The organism is Streptomyces sclerotialus (genome assembly GCF_040907265.1).
In the GTDB taxonomy this organism is placed as follows: Bacteria; Actinomycetota; Actinomycetes; order Streptomycetales; family Streptomycetaceae; genus Streptomyces; species Streptomyces sclerotialus.
This window is the reverse complement of record NZ_JBFOHP010000002.1, coordinates 6542183-6558165: the sequence shown is the minus strand read 5'-3', so window position 1 is coordinate 6558165 and position 15983 is coordinate 6542183. Positions and strand designations below refer to the sequence as shown.

The window sequence follows — 15983 nt, the reverse complement described above, 5'->3', positions numbered from 1 at the left end:
CACCCGGCCGGCGAAGCAGGAGAGCCCAGCAGAGGAGGACTGCATGCATCACGCGAGCACCATCACCGCCGCGTTCGCCCGTCAAGTGGCGGCCCGGCCCGACGCCGTCGCGGTCAGCGCACCCGACGCCACCCTCACGTACTCCGAACTGGACGCGCGCGCCGGCCTCCTGGCCGGGCGGCTGCGCGGACTCGGTGTGGTCCCCGAGTCCCGCGTCGCCGTCGACCTGCCACGGTCGGCCGACCTGGTGGTGACTCTGCTGGCCGTACTCAAGGCGGGCGGCTGCTACCTCGCCCTGGACCCGCAGCAGCCCGAGGAGCGCCGCGCGCTGGTGCTCAAGGACGCGGGCGCACAGGTGGTGGTGACGCCCGATCTGCTGGCGGCCACCGCCGGGACGCCCCCGGACACGGTGCCGCCGCCGGACACCGTCCCCGAGAGCACGGCGTACGTCGCCTACACCTCCGGTTCGACCGGCGTCCCGAAAGGCGTGTGCGTCCCGCACCGCGCGGTGGCGCGGCTCGTACGGGGGCAGGAGCTGCTGCCGATACGGCCCGACGACGTGTTCCTGCTCCTGGCACCCGTGGCCTTCGACGCGTCGACACTGGAGCTGTGGGGTCCGCTGCTCAACGGCGCCCGCCTGGTCGTGGCTCCCCCGGAGGACCTGTCCCCGGCCGATATCGAGGAACTGGTCCGGCGGGAAGGCGTCACCACGCTGTGGCTGACCGCCGGGCTGTTCCACTCGGTGGTGACCGCTCACCGGCTGCGGGGCATGCGCGGGCTGCGCCACCTGATCGCCGGCGGCGACGTGCTCTCCACCGCTCACGTCGACCGAGCACTGCGTGAACTGCCGGACACCCGGCTGGTCAACGGGTACGGCCCCACCGAGAACACCACGTTCACGGCCTGTCATGTGCTCACCGAGCCGGTCGGCGAAGGCCGGGTGCCCATCGGGGTGCCGGTCACCGGTACCACCGTGCACCTCCTCGACGACCAGCTGCGGCCGGTACCCGACGGCCAGGCCGGGGAGCTGTACGCGGGCGGGTCCGGTCTCGCGCACGGCTACCAGGGCGACCCGGCGCTGACCGCGGCGCGCTTCCTCCCCGACCCGTTCGGCGCCACCGCGGGCGGGCGGCTCTACCGCACCGGGGATGTGGCCCGTCGCCGTCCCGACGGGGCGCTGGAGTTCCTCGGCCGCACCGACGCCCAGCTCAAGATCCGCGGCTTCCGGGTCGAGCCGAACGAGATAGAGGCGGCCCTGTGCACCCACCCGGAGATCGACGACGCCGCGGTCGTCGCCCAGCGGCCGCACGGCGAACAGCTCCTCGCCGCCTTCTACGTGACCGAGCGCACGCTCACCACGGCCGAGCTCCGCGCCCATCTCGCCGCACTCGTGCCGCGCTACATGATCCCCGCGGTCTACCTGCGCGTCGACGAGCTGCCGCTGAACCGCAACGGCAAGACCGACCGGGCCCGGCTCGCCGCGACGACCCTGCCCGGTCGCCCGGAGCTGAGCACCGACTACCGCCCCCCGGGCAACGAGCACGAGGCGTGGCTCGCCGAGCTGTGGGCCGACCTGCTGCAGATCGACGAGGTGGGCGTGGACGACGACTTCTTCGAGCTGGGCGGGCATTCGCTGATGGCCACCCGGATCACCGTCGAGATCGACGAGCGGTACGGACGCGCGGTACCCCCGGTCGCCTTCTACGAACACCCGACCATCGCGGAACTCGCCGAGATGCTCACCACCGGGGAGGAGAACCAGTGAGGATCACCGCTCCGTCCCACGACGCCGGCGTCGACCTCGGCACGGTCGACCTGGCGGACCACGACTTCTACGCCGCCGGGGACCCGCACCCGGTCTGGGCCCATATGCGCCGCCACGCCCCTGTGCACCGCAGCACGCTCCCGGACGGGCGCTCCTTCTGGTCGGTGACCCGCTACCACGACGTCGACGCCGTACTGCGGGACCACACCAGGTTCACCTCCAGCAGGGGCACACTGCTCTCGGTGCTGGGCGGCACGGACCCCGCGGGCAACAAGATGATGGCCGCCAGCGATCCACCGGTGCACACCGCGCTGCGCAAGCCGATGTCCAAGGTGCTCTCCCACCGCGCGCTGCAGCCGCACAACCCGCAGATCCGCCGCGTGGTGCACCGCATGCTCGCGCCGCTGCTCGACGGCGGCGTGTGGGACGTCGCCGCGGCGGGCTCGGGCTTCCCGATGGCGTTCACCGGCACGCTGATGGGCCTCCCGGAAGAGGACTGGGCCCAGCTGGCCCGGCTGACCACGACGGCCGTCGCACCGCAGGACGCCGACTACCGGCGTTCCGAGGGGCACGGCACGCTGGCCGCGGCCCACCACGAGCTGTTCGCGTACTTCTCCGGGCAGGTGCGCAGGCGCCGCCGCGACCCGGGCGACGACCTGGTGGGGTTCCTGGTCGAGATGGAGGCGGACGGCCGCAAACTACGCCACGACGAGATCGTCTACAACTGTTACAGCCTGCTGCTCGGCGCGAACGTGACCACACCGCATGCCGTCGCCGCGACCGTCCTGGCGCTCATCGAGAACCCGCGGGAGTGGGACCGCTGGCGGGCCGACCCGCCGCTGACCCCCACCGCGGTCGAGGAGGGACTGCGCTGGTCGTCCCCGGCCAACCACTTCATGCGCTACGCCACCCGCGACATGGTGCTGCACGGGCAGCGCATCCAGGAGGGCGAGGCGGTGGTGGCCTGGCTCGGCTCGGCCAATCGCGACGAGGACGTCTTCGCCGACCCGTACCGGTTCGACATCACCCGCAGCCCCAACCGGCATGTGGCCTTCGGCTTCGGGCCGCACTACTGCATCGGCGCACCGCTGGCGAGGATCGCGCTGGCCGCGCTGTTCCACGTGCTCGTCACCGCCGTGGAACGGTTCACGGTCGCCGGTCCCGTGGAGCACCTGGCGTCCAACTTCGTGGCCGGCATCAAGAGCCTGCCGCTGACCGCGCGGCTGTCCCCGGAGGCGGGCCGCGCCATCGAGGCGGCGGTGGCCGAGGACGGGCCGGTGGTCGTGTGAAGCCCCGGCGCGACAAGACCTTCCTGCGGCCCCCGCGTGACGACTGCCCGACGCGGCTGTTCTGCTTCCCCTACTCCGGGCTCGGTGCGTCGATGTTCAACCGGTGGCCCCGCCGGATCACGGACGGCGGCTCGGACATCGAGGTGTGCCTGCTGCAACCGCCCGGCCGGGAGAACCGCCTGCGCGAGCCGCACTACGGCACCTACGAGGAGCTGGCCGAGCAGCTCGCCGACAGCCTGGAGCCCTACCTGGACCGTCCGTACGGCTTCTTCGGCCACTGCGGGGGCGCGCTGGCCGGGTTCGCCACCGCGGCGATGATTGCCGGCAGCCGGCTCCCCGCCCCGGCATGCGTGTTCGTCTCCTCCCAGGTCGCGCCGCACCTGGGGCCGTACGGCCGGTACCTGTCGATGACCGACCAGCAGCTGACCGTCGAACTCGAACGTCTGACCCGCGCCATGGGAGGCGAGCCGCACCCGGCCATCCTGGCGATGAACCTGCGGGTGATGCGTGCCGACATCACAGCCAACCAGCTGTACCGCCTCGACGAGCCGGTCGTCCTGCCCAGCGACGTGTGGTCGATCGGCTGGCGGTACGACGTGGAGATCCGCCCGCAGCAGATGGTCGGCTGGGCCACGTACGCCGCGCCAGGACAGTTCCGGCACGTCGAGCTCCCCGGGACGCACCACGCGTTCCTGACTGCGCCCGAGGCGCTGCGGCGGGAGCTCGCCGCAGGTTTCGCCCGCACTACCGAGAGGCAGATCCGATGACTGAGCAGAACGGCACCGCCGCGACCGGGCCCGTGCGCTCGTACACCGAGTGGGACCCGCTGGAGGAGGTCATCGTCGGGATCGTCGACGACGCCAGCTTCCCGCCCTGGCACGAGGCGCTGCCTCCGGTGCTGCCGCAGGACATGCACGAGACGTTCCGCCGGCACGCGGGCCGGCCGTTCCCGGCCGAGCGGGTCGAGGCCGCGCGCCGGGAACTGGACGAGTTCGCGCACATCCTCGAAGCGGAGGGCGTGACCGTACGGCGCCCGGAACCGATTCCGCAGCGCACGACCTACAGCACACTGCACTGGTCCAGCAGCGGCATGTACGCCGCCATGCCGCGCGATGCGCTGCTGGTGGTCGGCGACGACATCATCGAGTGCCCGATGGCCTGGCGCTCCCGCTACTACGAATCGCTGGCCTACCGGCCGCTGCTCAAGGAGTACTTCCGGGGCGGCGCCAAGTGGAGCGCCGGCCCGAAGCCCGAGCTGCCGGACGAGCAGTTCGACCAGGAGTGGACGGACGGACCCGGACCGGACGGCTCCCCGCGCCTGGTCGTCACCGAGTTCGAGCCGACCTTCGACGCCGCGGACTTCACCCGCTGCGGCCGCGACATCATCGCGCAGAAGAGCAACGTGACCAACGACTTCGGCATCGAGTGGCTGCGGCGCCACCTCGGTGACGAGTACCGCATCCACGTGTTCGAGTTCAACGACACGCACCCCATGCACATCGACGCGACCCTGGTGCCGATGGCCCCCGGGAAACTGCTCATCAACCCGGAGCGGGTGCCGAAGGTCCCGGACCTCTTCAAGGACTGGGACGTCATGGCCGCTCCCCAGCCGGTCATGCCGGACGCTCACCCGCTGTACATGACCAGCAAGTGGATCAACATGAACATCCTGATGCTGGACGAGGACCGGGTGATCGTGGAGCGTCAGGACGAGCCGATGATCCAGGCGCTCAAGAACTTCGGCTTCACCCCGGTCCTGTGCAACTTCCGGAACTTCAACAGCTTCGGCGGCTCGTTCCACTGCGCGACGCTCGACGTGCGCCGCCGCGGATCGCTGCGCTCGTACCTCTGAGGAGTCACCGTGCGGATCTGGAAGCACACGCCCAAGGACGCCTTACTGCTCGGCTACAGCATTGCGCAGCCGGTGCTGACCGTCCGGGCGGCGACACTGTGGGACTCGTCCCCGGTATGGGCCGGGGTGGGCGGCGGGGTGCTCGTCGCGGTGCTGACCGCGTACAACATCATCGTGGTCTCCCATCTGTTCACCCATGTCCCGTGGTTCACGTCCGCCCGGCTGAACGCGGTGGGGTCACTGCTGAACTCCGTCAACATCGGGCAGTCCGTGCAGGCGTACCACCTGACGCATGTGCGGAACCACCACCGCTTCAACAACGACCCGATCGGCGAGGACGGCACCACCCGAGACACATCGTCGACCTACCGCGACGGCCGGGACGGTGAACACGCCCCACTGCTCCGCTACATCGTCCTCGGCGCGCTGGAGACGTTCGCGGACCGGGGCAGAGAAGTGCTGATGGTGCACCGGCTGTGGCGGGTCGGGCCGCGCGAGCGGAAGCTGCTCTCGCTCGCGCACAACCGGGAGCCGAGACGCACCCGCGAACTCCGTCAGATACAGGCCGACCGCGCCGCGCACTGCCTGGCGCTCGCCGGGCTCGCCTGGATCTCCTGGCAGTGGACGCTGCTGGTCTACCTGCCGGCCTTCTTCGTCGCGCTGGTACTCGTCAACGTCCAGAACTACTACCGGCACTACGGTGCCGACCCCTCCGACCGGACTGCCGACTCGGTCAGTTACTACGGCAGGTTCTACAACCTCATCGCGTTCAACGACGGTTACCACCAAGAACACCACCTCAGCCCGGCCAGCCACTGGTCGCAGCTGCCGGACGTACGCGAACGGCGCCTCGACGGCCTGGACTCCCCGCCCCGGATCATCAGTCCCGTGCCCGCCATGCTGGGCTTCCTGCACCGCAGCCGTCCGCTGCTGCACCGCCGCGAGGCCGGGAGCACCCGGTGACCGCCCTCGTCCACCATCGGATCGCGGCGCGCGCGGCCGCCCGGCCCGAGGCCCCCGCGGTCGCGAGCGGCGCCGGAGTGCTGCGCTACCGGGAGCTGGAGGAGCGCGCCAACCAGCTGGCGCACCACCTGGCCGGTCTCGGCGTCGGGCCGGAGTCGCGGGTCGCCGTCCACCTGCACCGGTCCGCCGAGTCGATCGTCGTGCAGCTCGCCGTGCTCAAGGCAGGCGGGGCGTACGTCCCGGTGGACCCGGCCCAGCCGCCCGGCCGGATCGAGCACGTACTGGCGGACGCCGCGCCGGCGGTCCTGGTCACCCAGGGACCGGCGCCGGTGCCGGCCCCGGCCGGATCGGCGCTCCTGGACCTGACCCGCGACGCGGCGGCCGTCGCCGCCCGGCCGGTGCACGCACCGCACGTGCCGGTACTGCCGGACAACCTGGCCTACGTCATTCACACCTCGGGCTCGACCGGGACTCCCAAGGGCGTCATGGTGCCGCACTCCGGTCTGGCCAACCTCGTCGCGTGGCACGTGCGCCGTTACGGACTCGGACCGGGCGAGCACACCGCGCACGTCGCGGCACTCGGCTTCGACGCCTCGGTATGGGAGGTGTGGCCCACCCTCTCCTCGGGCGCTCTGCTGCACCTGCCGGACGAGGAGGACCGGTCGCGGCCGGACCGGCTGCTCGCGTGGCTGGCAGCAGAGGGGATCACCGTGACGTTCCTGCCCACGCCGCTGGCGCAGGAAGTGCTCCGGCTGCCCGCCCCGTCCTCGCGGCTGCGCACGGTGCTCACCGGTGGGGACGCGCTCACCGCCGCCCCTGCTCCCGGCACTCCGTACGCCCTGGTCAACCACTACGGGCCGACCGAAGCCAGCGTCGTCACCACGGCGGCCACCGTACCGGCGGGGGCACCCGGCGTGCCGCCCATCGGCAAGCCGGTCACGGGGGTCCGGGTGCAGCTGCTCGACGAGGACGCGCAGCCGGTCGCCGACGGGGCGCGCGGCGAGCTGTACGTCGGCGGGGCCGGGATCGCCCGCGGCTACCTGGGCCGCCCCGGCCTGACGGCCGAGCGGTTCCTGCCCGACCCGTCGGGGCCGCCGGGCAGCCGCCGCTACCGCACCGGTGACCTGGCCGCCAGGCTGCCGGACGGCGCCCTGTGCTTCCACGGCCGGACCGATGACCAGGTGCAGGTCCGTGGCTTCCGTGTCGAGCCCGCCGAAGTCACAGCGGTGCTGTCCGAGCACCCCGAGGTGGCGCGGGCCGCGGTCGTCGTCCGGTCCGGCCGCCTGCTCGGGTACGTGGTGCCGCGCGCCGGGGACGGCCACGGACTGGCGGAGGCAGTACTGAGACATGCCGCGGCACGGTTGCCCGAGCACATGGTGCCCGCGCTCGTCCGCGTACTCGATGAGCTGCCGCTGACCGTCAACGGCAAGATCGACCGGGACGCCCTTCCCGACCCGCTGCCGCCGGCGCCGGACACCGTCGTCGGTCCCAGGGACGCGCTGGAGGAGCTGATCGCCGAAACCTGGTACGACGTACTGGAGCTGCCCGACCGCCCGGCGCACGTCCACGACGACTTCTACGCCCTGGGCGGCCACTCCCTCCTGGCGAGCCGGCTGACCGTCCGCCTGAGCGACCTGTTCGGCGTGGACCTGCCTCTTCAGACCACGTTCGGCGCCGCCACGATCGCCGCCCTGGCCCGGGAGGTGCGTGCGCGGGAACCCGCCCCCGGGCACCTCGCCGACGTCATGGCCCGGCACCGCCAGGTGGCGGCGATGTCCGACGAGGAGGTCGAGAAGCTCCTCGCCGAACTGGGGGATGCCTGAGGTGGTGCGGGCCGGGCCGGCCGGTCAGCTCTTGCGCGGTACGACGTTGACCAGCCCGGGCGGGCGGACGATCACACGGGTGACCTCGGCGCCCCCCAGCGCCTCCACGACCTTCTCCGAGGCCAGGGCCAGGGAGCGCAGCTCGTCCTCGCCGATCGAGGGGGCGACCTCCAGGCGGTCGCGGACCTTGCCCGCCACCTGCACCACGCAGGTCACCTTCTCGTCCGCGGCCAGCGCGGGGTCGGCCTCCGGCCAGCCGTGCTCGATCACCGAGGCCGTGCCGCCGAGTCGCTCCCACGCCTCCTCCGCGGTGAACGGCGCGAAGCAGGACAGCATCCTGGCCAGAGCCTCGGCACCCTCGCGTACGGCGGGGTCGGCCGGCCCGGGCCCGGTGTCGACGGCCTTGCGCAGCGCGCTGGTCAGCTCCATCAGCCGGGCGACGGCCACGTTGAAGCGCTTACGCTCCATCAGCCCCGTGGTCTCGGCCACCAGCCGGTGCACCCGCCGGCGCACCTCCAGGTCGCCCTCGTCGGCCGTGCCCCGGCTCTCCGGCGCGACGTCGCCGCAGAGCCGCCACACCCGCGCGAGCCACTTCACCGAGCCGGTCGGGGACACGTCCGCCCAGTCGATGTCGTCCTCGGGCGGGCCCGCGAACACCATGGTGACCCGGACGGCGTCAGGACCGTACCGGGCGATCTGGTCCTGGAGGTTGACCAGGTTGCCCAGGCTCTTGCTCATCGCCTTGCCATCCATGATCACCTGGCCCTGGTTGGTCAGCCGGGTGAAGGGTTCGACGAAGTCGACCATGCCCAGGTCGTAGAGGACCTTGGTGATGAACCGGGCGTACATCAGGTGCCCGGTGGCGTGCTCCTTGCCGCCGACGTACTCGTCGACCGGCAGCCACCGCCGCACGCCCTCCGGGTCGAACGGGCCGTCGGCGTAGTCCGGGTTCGGGTAGCGCAGGAAGTACCAGGACGAGTCGACGAAGGTGTCCATCGTGTCGGTGTCCCGCTCGGCCTCCGCACCACAGCGGGGGCAGGGCACCCGGGCCCACTCGACGGCGCTCGCCAGCGGCGACACCCCGCTCTCCGGGCGGAGCTCGTACCCGCTCTCCGGCAGGCGTACGGGCAGCTGGTCGTCGGGGACCGGCACCTCACCGCAGGAGGAGCAGTGGACGATCGGGATCGGCGTGCCCCAGTACCGCTGCCGGGACAGCAGCCAGTCGCGCAGCCGGTAGTTCACCGCCGCCTCGCCGGCACCGCGCTCGGCCAGCTCGGCGGTGACGGCGGCGATCGCCTCCTGCTTGCCGAGGCCGTCGAACGCACCGGAGTTGACCAGCGTGCCGTCCCCGGTGGTGGCCACTCCGGTCTCGGCGGGGTCCGGCTCGCCGGTGTCCAGGACCACCCGCACGGGGAGGCCCATCACCTTGGCGAAGTCCAGATCACGCTGGTCATGGGCGGGCACCGCCATGACCGCGCCGGTGCCGTAGCCGGCGAGCACGTAGTCGGCGGCGTAGATCGGGAGCTTCTCCCCGTTGAGGGGGTTCACCGCACAGCGGTTCAGTGCGACGCCGGTCTTGGGCCGGTCCGTGGCCAGCCGCTCGACATCACTCCGGGCGCGCACCTTCTGCAGGTACTCGTCGAACTCGGCCCGCTGCTCCGGAGCGCACACCTCCGCCGCCAGCGGGGAGTCGGCGGCCACCACGAAGAACGTGGCGCCGTACAGGGTGTCGGGCCGGGTGCTGAACACCCGTACGGGCTCGTCCCGGCCCTCGACCGCGAAGTCGATGTACGCCCCCTCGGAGCGGCCGATCCAGTTGCGCTGCATGGCCAGGATCTCGTCCGGCCACTTGCCCTCCAGCTCGGCCATGTCGTCGAGCAGCCGCTGCGCGTAGTCCGTGGTGCGGAAGAACCACTGCGTGAGCTCACGGGGCTCGACGTCCGTGCCGCACCGTTCGCACTTCCCCTGGAGGACCTGCTCGTTGGCGAGCACGGTCTTGTCCACCGGGCACCAGTTGACCCCCGCGGACTTGCGGTAGGCGAGCCCCTTCTCGAACAGGCGGAGGAACAGCCACTGGTTCCAGCGATAGTACTCGGGGTCCGACGTGTGCAGCCGGGTGCGCCAGTCGAAGGAGACCCCGATACGACGGAACGACTCGGCCTGGACGTCGATATTGCCGTAGGTCCAGTCCCGGGGATCCAGGTTGCGCCTGAGGGCGGCGTTCTCCGCCGGCAGACCGAAGGAGTCCCAGCCGATCGGGTTCAGGACGTTGTCGCCGCACAGCCGGGCGAACCGGGCCGAGGCGTCGCTGATCGAGTACACCTCGGCATGGCCCATGTGCAGGTCACCGGAGGGGTACGGGTACATGCTGACGAGGAAGGAGCGGAGCCGCTCGCCGTCCTCGTCAGCGGTGAGGCCCTGTGCCTCGAACACCCGGCGCTCCTCCCACACCCGGATCCACTTGTCGATCACGGAGTGCGGGTCGTACCCGTCGTGGCTGATCGTCTCTTGCGCGGGCACTTTCTACCTCATCGCTGAATGTGTGTACGGACAGGGAATGACAAGCGGCTGCGAAGCGGAATGTGTCCCGACCTGGGCCCGGCAGCATAGGAAAGCACGCTACTCACAGGAATGCTCCTAGTCCAATACCCTCCACCCCCATGCACAGTTGGGGACCCGCGACACGGACACCACCGTGCCGGGCGGCCTGGAACCGCGGTGGCCGGAAATCCACGGCAGGGCATCGGTCACCTTCGCTCTCGCGCCGGCGGAGCCGGGAGAAATCCGGTCCGGAGGAAGTACTCCAGGTACCGGTCCAGCAGTTGTACGTCGACTTCGGCGGCCGGCACGGCGGCGCCCGCCAGTGCGCGCTCGGTGTTGTCCCGGGCGAACACGACGGTGCCGAGCGCGCCGGAGACCTCGGTCTGCGCGGCGACCAGGCTCAGCGAGGGGTCCCCGGCGGCTGCCGAGGACAACCGGTCCTGCCACTGCGCGGCCGGGAGCAGCGCCAGCGGGTGGCCCGTCGCCCGCAGCCGGTCGACGACCAGGCCGACCGGTACCGGCCGCGGGTTCGTCAGGTGGAACGTGGTGCCGAGGGAGCCGGACCGGCGCGAGAGGTGAACGATCGCGCCCGCCACGTGGTCGACCGGCACCAGGTCGGCGGCGAGCTCGACATCGGGGGCCGCACCGATGCGGCACATCGCACGCACGAGGTTCCAGAACGCGTCGTCCGTGCCCGCGGCACCGGTGCCGGAGTGGCCGCTCACCCGGCCCGGACGGTACGTGACGACCGGTACGCCGCGCTCGCCGGCGGCACGGACCAGTTCCTCGGCCACCCACTTGCTGGCCACATAACCGTTGGGCAGCACTTCGGCCGGCGGCACCCGCCGGTCCTCGGCCAGCACCGGCGGGTTGTCGCCGGTGCCGTAGGCCAGGCCGGTCGTGGACACGAAGTGCACCGGCTTCAGCCGCCGGGTGGTGGCCAGGCGCAGGATCTCCTGCGTGCCGGACACGTTCGGTGACCGCAACCGGCCGTAGGACTCCAGGTGGTTCACCCGCGCGCCGTTGTGGTGAATGGTGTCCAGCGTGACCGCCAGGCCGGCGAACCGCTCCTCGCCGAGGCCGAGCAGCGGGAGACCCAGGTCCCCCGCGAGGACGGTCGTCCGTGCGGGCACCGTGTCGTCCCACAGCCGGAACGACCGCAGTACGTCCTCGACGCGCTGCGTGGCCACCGCGTCGTCAGCCGCCCGGACCAGGCAGTACACGTGCGCGCGCGTACGGTCCAGCAGCTCGCGCAGCAGGAAAGCGCCCACGAAGCCGGTGGCGCCGGTGAGCAGCACGTGCCGCGGGTCGGCGACACGCTCCGGGACGACCGGTTCCGTACCGTCCACGGTGATCGCCGGATCGAGCCGGGCATCGGCGGCGAGCGGCAACTCACGCCCGCCGGTGCCGTGCTCGGTGGCACCGGCCACGCGCTCGGCCAGCTCGGCCATCGACCGCGCTTCGAACACGGCGCGTACGTCCGCCCCGGTGCCGAACTCCCGGCCCAGCCGATAGGCCAGCTCGGCGGCGCGCAACGACGTTCCGCCCAGGTGGAAGAAGTCGTCGTCGGCCCACACCCGTTCCAGGCCGAGCAGTTCGGCGACGCAGCCGGTGACGGTCCGCTCCGCACCGGTGCGTGGCGGTACGCGCCGCCCCGCCCGCTCCGGTGCCGGGGCCACCGGCGGCGGCAGCGCCCGAGTGTCGACCTTGCCGTTCTCCGTCAGGGGGAGAGCGGGCAGGCACACGTACCGGGACGGCACCAGCTGCCGGGGCAGCGCCGCGGCTGCCGCGCTCCGCACCGCCGCCACGTCCACCCGCGCCCCGGGCAGTGGCACGACGTAGGCGACGAGGTGGCGGAGATCCGCTTCGGCGTGCTCGGTGACATGGGCCTGCGCCACGTCCGGATGGCTCTCCAGCACCGCCTGGATCTCGCCGGGCTCGATGCGCACACCGTCCCGCTTGAGCTGCCGGTCCGCCCGGCCCGCGTAGTACAGGCTGCCGTCCCGGCACCTCCGCACGAGATCCCCGGTGCGGTACAGGCGTGCCCCGGGCACGGTGCTGAACGGGTCGGGTACGAACCGCTCCGCGGTCAGGGCGGGCCTACCGGGGTAGCCGCACTCCGGGGTGACTGCGTTCCCGCCCTGGTACAGCTCGCCCCGGCTGCCCGCCGGCAGCGGCCGCAGCGCGGCGTCGAGGACGTGGCCGCGTACCCCGGGCCTGGGCACGCCGACCGGCACCTCGGCCGGCACGTCCTCCTCCGGTGGGAGGGACCAGGTGGTGGCGTAGATCGACGCCTCGGTCGCACCGTAGATGTTGACCAGGGTGACGTCCGGCGCGAACTCCCGCACCCGTCGGATCAGCTCCGGGGTGAGCGCTTCGCCGGTGCAGAACAGTGCCCGCAAGTGCGGCAGCGCCGGCGGGCCGGCGGCCAGGAACGCGCGGACCAGCGAGGGCACCAGGAACATCGCGGTCACCTGCTGCGCCTCGGCGAGCCGGGCCAGGGCCCGCACGTCCGCGACCGCGTCCGGTGGCACGACGACCACCGTGGCGCCGGAGCACAGTGGCCAGAACAGCTCCATGACGGAGACGTCGAACGTCAGCGGCGCCCGGTGCTGCACCCGGTCGCCGACGCCGAGCGGCAGGATGCTCTGCTGGTGGCGGACCACGTCCACGACGCTCCGGTGCGGAATGGTGGCCGCCTTGGGCCGGCCGGTGGATCCGGATGTGTACATGACGTAGGCGTAGTCCGCGCCGGACCCGTGCCCGGCGGGTTCCCCACCGGGATCCTTCAGCCGTGCGTGCCAGCCGGGCTCCAGCGGCACCACGGGCCCGGCCGTCGGCGGCAGGGCCGGTGCGAGCCCGGCGGAGGTGACCACCGCTGCGGGCGCGGTATCGGCCAGCAGGAACTCGGTGCGGGCGAGCGGCACATCGGGGTCCAGCGGTACGTAGTACCCGCCCGCCCGGAACACGGCCAGCGCGACGATCGCGAAGTCGATCGAGCGGCCGAGATACACGCCGACCGCGTCACCGCGGCGCACGCCCTGATCACGCAGTACCCGGGCGAGCAGGTCCGCCCGCTCCCCCAGCTCCCGGTAGGACACCGATTCGGCGCCGCACACCAACGCGGTCGCCTCGGGCACGCGGGCGATCCGATCGGCGAGCAGCTCATGCACCGTGCCCGCCGGCTCGTCGCCCGGCGCGGTCCCCGCTGCCCGTGTCAGCTCCGCCTGCTCGCCGTCCACCAGCAACGGCAGCTCGGAGAGCGGCCGTTCGGGGTCGGCGCAGGCCGCCGACATGACCTGTGCCAGCCTGCGCAGCAGCCGGTTCGCCGCGAGTTCGTCGAACACGCCGGTGTTGTAGGCCGCGACCAGTTCCAGCCCGGCCGGTTGCTCCCACGCCACCAGGTCGAGCTTCTCCTTGGCGGCCCCACTGTGCAGCTCGACGACTTCGCCGTGCACCCCCGGCAGGTCCAGCAGCGACGCATCGGTGGCGTTCTGGAAGCCGAGCCGCACCTGGTCCAGCGGGTTGCGGCCGGCATCACGGTCGATACCGAGTTCGCGCACCAGCCACTCGAACGGCAGCCCGGCGTGGCGGAACGCGCGCAGCGCCTTCGCCCGTACCTGATGCAGCAACGCGCGGAAGGACGGATCGTCCGCGCAGTCGGTACGCAGCACGAGCTGATTGACGAACAGCCCGATGAGGTTCTCCAGCTCGGCCGCGTCCCGGTTGGCCGACGGGAACACGGTGGCCACCTTCGGCACACCGGTGAGCCGGTGCAGCACCGCGTGCAGCGCCGTTTTGAGCATCATGAAGAGCGACACCCGCTCGGCGCGGGCGAACGCCCGGACCGAGCGCAACTCAGGCTCGAATACGAGGAGTTGCGTCACACCGCCCGCGTGGCCCCGGTCGCCCCCGGCCGGCAGGACCCGGGGCAGCTCGAACGGCGCCAGGTCGCCCGACAGCTCCGCACGCCAGTGGTCGAGATCGGCGGACGCGCTGCCGCCGGCGGTGAACCGGTCGCGCTGCCACAGGGTGTAGTCCGCGTACTGGACCGGCAGCACGGGCAGGTCCGGCCTGCCGCCGGCGACCCGTGCCCGGTAGCACTCCGAGAGGTCCCGGAAGAAGACACTGATGGACCAGCCGTCCCAGACCAGGTGATGCACCGCCAGGAACAGCAGGTGGTCGTCGTCGGCGAGCCGGTACAGGTGGAACCGGCCCATCGGCCCGGCGGGGTCGATGTACTGCGTGGCCCGCTCCGTGGCGTCCGCCAGGGCGGCCGGGTACCGTTCCGCCGGCGCCGCCCCGGTGAGGTCCGTGGTGGCCACCGCCGGTGCCCCGGCCGCCCGGACGTACTGCAACGGCCTGCCCTCGGGGGCGTGGATGGTGGTGCGCAACACCTCGTGCCGCGCCACGATGTCGTCGATGGCCCCGGTCAGTGCGGCCCGGCGGAGCGGCCCGCGCAACCGCACCGCCATCGGCGTGGTGTAGGTGGGCTCGCCGGGGCGCAGCTGGTCGGCGATCCAGATGCCGTCCTGGGCGAACGACAGCGGCACGGGCCCGCCGGACGTGGCGCGGCGCTGGATGAGCCGGCCCACGGCGCTCACCTGCTCCCCTCGTCGGCCCCCGCGGCGACCGCGAGCGGTGCGGCGTCAGCCGTGCTGTCCAGGTACCAGACCCGGAGCAGGCCGTCGTCGCCGACGTGCGCACTGCCCGGCAGCTGCCAGCTGGGGGTCCACTTGAGGCGGTCCTCGTAGGAGTAGCCGGACGCCAGCAGCACCCGGCCGTTCTCGTCCCGGTCCAGGATGGTGCCCTCGTACAGCGTGATCTTGCCGATGTCGGTCATCACGGTGAACATCGGCTTCGCCCGGCCCGACGTCAGTCCGGACGAGGTGAGCCTGCGGGCCAGCCGCAGTCCCTCGTCCAGCGTGGTGCGGTGGTGGTCCATGCCGCGGAGCGGTACGCAGTGGAACAGGTAGTGCATCTCGATGCGCAGCCCGCGGAGCTCCTCGACCAGGTCGACCAGGGTTCCCAGGTCGTCGTTGACGCCCCGCAGCAGCACGGTCTGGTCGTAGACGGTCACCCCGGCCTCGAAGAGCCGCTGGTAGGCCTCCCGCACCTCGGGAAAGAGCTCACCCGGATGATTGACGTGGGTGGCGATCTCGATCCGGAACGTCGATCTGGGCCGCAGGGCACGGACCATCCGGTCGTCCACGCGGCGCGGGTCCTGCAGCGGGACCCGGGTGCCGATGCGCACCATCTCCACGTTGGGCGCGTGCCGCTCCAGCGCGTCCAGCAGGAAGTCGAGCTGTTTGACCAGCATCAGCGGGTCACCGCCGGTGACGAGGACCTCGCGTACCTCCGCGTTCTCCGGCGCCGTCCCGCAGTACCGGGCTATCAGTTCGAGTTCGTCCTCGCGCAGGGTGAAGGTGTCGTACTGGCCGCGGATGCACCAGCGGCAGTGCGCCGCACACACGCTCGTCGGCTCGACCAGCACGGTACGCCGGTACAGCTTCTCCACCCCGCGCAGCACCCTGCCCTCGAAGAGCGCCTCGACCTCGGAGTGGTAGTGCCGGTCGACCTCCAAGGGCTTGCTCGACGGCTCGGCCGGGTCCACGAGGTACTGCCGCCGCAGGAAGTCGGCCGGGGTCCCGGCCAGCTTCTCGCGCAGGAACGGCGAGGTCTTCTCGTGGAACACTCCGTTGGTCGCTCCGGCCATGACGTGCTGCCTCCTCGCAATCAGGGCTTGCCCA

General features: G+C 72.0%; 9 protein-coding genes. 6 read left to right on the top strand and 3 right to left on the bottom strand.

The genetic code is table 11. The annotated features are described in order from the left end of the window. Positions 1 to 43: 43 nt before the first annotated feature. The 6 genes from AAC944_RS28940 to AAC944_RS28915 are packed head-to-tail and all read left to right on the top strand — an operon-like array spanning position 44 to position 7692. Positions 44 to 1765, top strand: coding sequence for a non-ribosomal peptide synthetase (locus AAC944_RS28940; protein ID WP_030613065.1), 1722 nt, complete (start codon positions 44 to 46; stop codon positions 1763 to 1765). Then, positions 1762 to 3054: a cytochrome P450 gene (locus AAC944_RS28935; RefSeq protein WP_030613068.1), complete on the top strand. Its 1293-nt coding sequence runs from the start codon at positions 1762 to 1764 to the stop codon at positions 3052 to 3054. Before AAC944_RS28940 ends, AAC944_RS28935 begins: the two co-directional genes overlap by 4 nt. Beyond that, entirely contained in the window at positions 3051 to 3821 is a 771-nt protein-coding gene (locus tag AAC944_RS28930) for a thioesterase II family protein (protein WP_030613071.1), read from the top strand. The genes AAC944_RS28935 and AAC944_RS28930 overlap by 4 nt, the downstream gene beginning before the upstream one ends. Then, positions 3818 to 4906, top strand: a complete 1089-nt coding sequence (locus AAC944_RS28925) for an amidinotransferase (protein ID WP_030613074.1) — start codon at positions 3818 to 3820, stop codon at positions 4904 to 4906. The genes AAC944_RS28930 and AAC944_RS28925 overlap by 4 nt, the downstream gene beginning before the upstream one ends. A 9-nt stretch (positions 4907 to 4915) precedes the next feature. Next, positions 4916 to 5869, top strand: a complete 954-nt coding sequence (locus AAC944_RS28920; protein ID WP_030613078.1) for a fatty acid desaturase family protein — start codon at positions 4916 to 4918, stop codon at positions 5867 to 5869. After that, positions 5866 to 7692: a non-ribosomal peptide synthetase gene (locus AAC944_RS28915; protein WP_051871649.1), complete on the top strand. Its 1827-nt coding sequence runs from the start codon at positions 5866 to 5868 to the stop codon at positions 7690 to 7692. Before AAC944_RS28920 ends, AAC944_RS28915 begins: the two co-directional genes overlap by 4 nt. Positions 7693 to 7716: 24 nt before the next feature. Here the strand turns inward: AAC944_RS28915 and leuS are convergent, their stop codons facing one another. The 3 genes from leuS to AAC944_RS28900 form a co-directional block, all read right to left on the bottom strand. After that, positions 7717 to 10212, bottom strand: a complete 2496-nt coding sequence (gene leuS / locus AAC944_RS28910) for a leucine--tRNA ligase (protein ID WP_030613084.1) — start codon at positions 10210 to 10212, stop codon at positions 7717 to 7719. A 227-nt stretch (positions 10213 to 10439) separates the two neighbouring features. Next, a complete protein-coding gene (locus AAC944_RS28905) occupies positions 10440 to 14837 on the bottom strand; it encodes a non-ribosomal peptide synthetase (RefSeq protein ID WP_051871650.1) in 4398 nt (1465 codons plus the stop codon). After that, positions 14834 to 15949 carry a radical SAM protein gene (locus AAC944_RS28900; protein ID WP_051871651.1) on the bottom strand — a complete coding sequence of 372 codons (1116 nt, stop codon included), beginning with the start codon at positions 15947 to 15949 and terminating at the stop codon, positions 14834 to 14836. Before AAC944_RS28900 ends, AAC944_RS28905 begins: the two co-directional genes overlap by 4 nt. Positions 15950 to 15983 lie beyond the last annotated feature (34 nt).